General features: G+C 61.5%; 3 protein-coding genes. All 3 read left to right on the top strand.

The features are described from left to right. Nucleotides 1–386: 386 nt before the first annotated feature. The 3 genes from ribBA (at nucleotide 387) to nusB (ending at nucleotide 2895) form a co-directional block, all read left to right on the top strand. Nucleotides 387–1505, top strand: a complete 1119-nt coding sequence (ribBA, locus tag BQ17_RS03705; protein WP_089724410.1) for a bifunctional 3,4-dihydroxy-2-butanone-4-phosphate synthase/GTP cyclohydrolase II — start codon at nucleotides 387–389, stop codon at nucleotides 1503–1505. Between the two features lie 414 nt (nucleotides 1506–1919). Then, complete coding sequence (gene ribH, locus BQ17_RS03700; RefSeq protein ID WP_089724408.1) at nucleotides 1920–2390, top strand: 6,7-dimethyl-8-ribityllumazine synthase; 471 nt, start codon at nucleotides 1920–1922, stop codon at nucleotides 2388–2390. A gap of 1 nt (nucleotide 2391) precedes the next feature. Continuing rightward, a complete protein-coding gene (nusB, locus tag BQ17_RS03695; protein WP_089724407.1) occupies nucleotides 2392–2895 on the top strand; it encodes a transcription antitermination factor NusB in 504 nt (167 codons plus the stop codon). Nucleotides 2896–3162 lie beyond the last annotated feature (267 nt).

Here is a 3162-nt window from a genome sequence, read left to right as displayed (position 1 = left end):
GACGCGTAGCTGCCTGTGCTCGCGGACCTGCGCCCGATTCGGCGTAATCCGCTTCAGCCATTGTTTCACACCGCTCCTCCGGCGTTTGTCGTAGGCCCCTCCATCTTATGTCGGCGGCAGGCTGTTTGCGAGGGATGTGACTCAATCGTCGGCTTCCGGCAATCCTGAATGATTTGGCGCTGTTTGGGGAACCGGACTTTCTTTATCCACAGATTACGCAGATTTCCGCAGATTAAGAACGAAACAATCTGTGAAAATCTGCGTAATCTGCGGATTAGAAAGACGCCTTCGCGGACAACACCAAATAACGCCGAACAGCGCCAAATCATTCAGGATTGCTATACAATTCCGGTCTTCCCCGTCGAGCAACAGTAAAGCCCGCCGTCATGGCCCTGAATACCACCGAAGAGATCATCGAAGACCTACGCCAGGGCCGGATGGTCGTCATCATGGACGACGAGGATCGGGAGAACGAGGGCGATCTCTTACTGGCCGCACAAAAGGTGACGCCGGACGCGATCAACTTCATGGCCAAGTACGGACGCGGCCTGATCTGCCTCACCCTCACCCAAGCGCGTTGCCTGCACCTGCGCCTGCCGCTCATGGTGAATGGCGACAACATCCCCCACGCCACGGCCTTTACCGTCTCCATCGAGGCCGCTCAGGGTGTCACCACCGGCATTTCCGCCGCCGACCGGGCGACTACCATCAGCGCGGCCACGGCCCCGGATGCCGAGCCTGATGATTTGGTGCAACCGGGTCACATCTTTCCTTTAATGGCGCAGCCGGGGGGAGTCCTGGTGCGCGCCGGCCATACGGAGGCCGGCTGCGACCTGGCCCGACTAGCGGGCTTGGAACCGGCGGCGGTCATCGTCGAGATCCTGAACGAAGACGGCAGCATGGCCCGGCGCCCGGACCTCGAGGCCTTCGCCGCGACCCATGGCCTGAAGATCGCTACCATTGCCGACCTCATCCAACATCGGGTACGTCACGAGAAAGCGGTGCTCTGCGAGTGTACCTGCGATCTGTCCACCGAGGTCGGGGACTTTCAGCTATCCGCCTACCGGGACACCATCGATAATAACCTGCACTTTGCCCTGACCCGGGGTGACATATCGCCAGCGCGGCCAACCTTGGTGCGGGTGCATCTCCAGAACAGCCTGTGCGACCTGTTCGGTACCAGCCACAGCGGGTGCGGATGGCCTCTGAGGGATGCCATGCGCCGGATAACCGAGGCCGGTGAGGGCGTGGTCGTGGTCCTGCGCAACCGGGATCACGCGGAGGATCTGCTGGCCCAGATCAAGGACTTCAATCGGCAAGACCGGGAAGACCGAACCCGCCCGCGCCGCCGGGATCGCAACGAGTTGCGCACCTATGGGATCGGGGCCCAGATCCTAGCGGACCTGGGGGTGCGCAAGATGCGGGTCATGAGCGCACCCAGATCCATGCACGGCATCTCCGGTTTCGACCTGGAGGTGGTGGAATATGTAGGGAGCAATCCGTGAGCCGTGCCCGGAAGGCATCCGACGAACCGACGAGGGCCGAAAATCGCTGCGTATATCGACCTGAAGGGAACGGGAATGGATACGATACCCGGTTGAGCTGAGTGCCGGAGTCCGTCCGATTTCAGGGGTCTTAGAAGCTGTCCGGTTAAAAGCAATTCTGAATGATTCGGCGCTGTTTGGGGGACCGGACCTGTTGCGTTACGACGCCCAAAGATCCATAACCAGGAATGACAGACGCGGATGTTGGGCACGCCGCGTCCAAAGATGCGGTTCGCTGCCGGCCCGCGCGGACCTCGCTTTGAGTAGGTTGCGTTAAGCCGCGCGCGAGAACGCCTGGGAGAGCATGGCGTAATGCAACACTTAGGATCCGTTTTAACCAAACAGCTTCTCTTTATCGAAGGAGAAATCAGCCCCATGGCGATCAAGACTATCGAGGGCGCGCTGCGCGCCGACAACGCCCGTTTCTGCCTGGTGGTTTCCCGCTTCAACCGCTTTGTGGTGGAGAATCTGCTCACGGGTGCGATTGATGCACTAAGGCGTCATGGTGCCGAAGACTCGGACCTGACCATCGTCCGCGTCCCCGGAGCCTTCGAGATGCCGGTGACCATCGAACGCGTTGCCGCCAAAGGCGGGTACGACGCAATCATCGCCATCGGCGCGGTGATCCGCGGCAGTACGCCCCATTTCAACTATGTGGCCGGCGAGTGCGTCAAAGGGATAGCGCAGGTGAGCCTAAAGCACGGCGTCCCCGTCTCATTCGGCGTGCTTACCGTGGACACCATCGAGCAGGCCATCGAGCGCGCCGGCACCAAGGCCGGCAACAAAGGGGCGGATGCGGCCATGTCCGCGCTCGAGATGGTGGATCTACTGCGGCAGTTGGACTGAGATGGGCGGACGCCGCAGCCAGGCACGCTGCTATGCCGTACTTGCCCTCTACCAGTGGCAACTCACCGGACAAGACCCGCTGGAGATCGGTCGCCACTTCCTCAATGATCCCGCTTGGGTAGAGGGGGTCGCCGCAGCCCTCGCGGATCCGGAAGAGGCGCCGGATTCCGGTGCCAAATCGAGGCAGGCCTACGACCTGGAGCTGTTCCGGCAGCTCCTCTATGGGGTTCCCGCGCGCCGGAAGGAGCTGGACGCCCGCCTGCAACCGGTCTTGGACCGCCCCATCGAGCGGGTGGACCCCGTGGAGTGCGCCATTCTCCGCGCGGGCACCTACGAGCTGCTCTACAGTCCCTCCGTGCCCTACCGGGTAGCCATCAACGAGGCGGTCGACCTGGCGAAGCTGCTCGGGGCCGAGCAGGGCCACCGTTATGTCAACGGTGTCCTCGACCGGGTCGCCCGCGACATGCGCGACGGAGAGACAGATACGGATGCATCGACCGACTAGCTGTCCGATATCCGATGTGGCCTGAGAAGGCGTCTGCTCTGACCGTTGCCGATAGCTGGTCATTGGGTCCGTAAGCCATCTGAAAGACGGCGGTCCCAGCCGGACTCACGTCCCCGGAACCGCCGACATTCTGTCGGCTCCCAGGACTACCGATATTTCGTTGGCCCTTCCGGCTATCGGGTAGAACCTGGGTAGTGGTAAATTTATAAGTGAAAAAGTAGAGCGATTCATCCCTTTGATCCCCTCTCCCCAACCCTCTCCCGGAGG

Source organism: Candidatus Thiosymbion oneisti (assembly GCF_900092655.1).
GTDB classification, from domain to species: Bacteria; Pseudomonadota; Gammaproteobacteria; order Chromatiales; family Chromatiaceae; genus Thiosymbion; species Thiosymbion oneisti.
The sequence above is the reverse complement of the archived record's forward strand: the minus strand, read 5'-3'. Positions and strand labels throughout refer to the sequence as shown.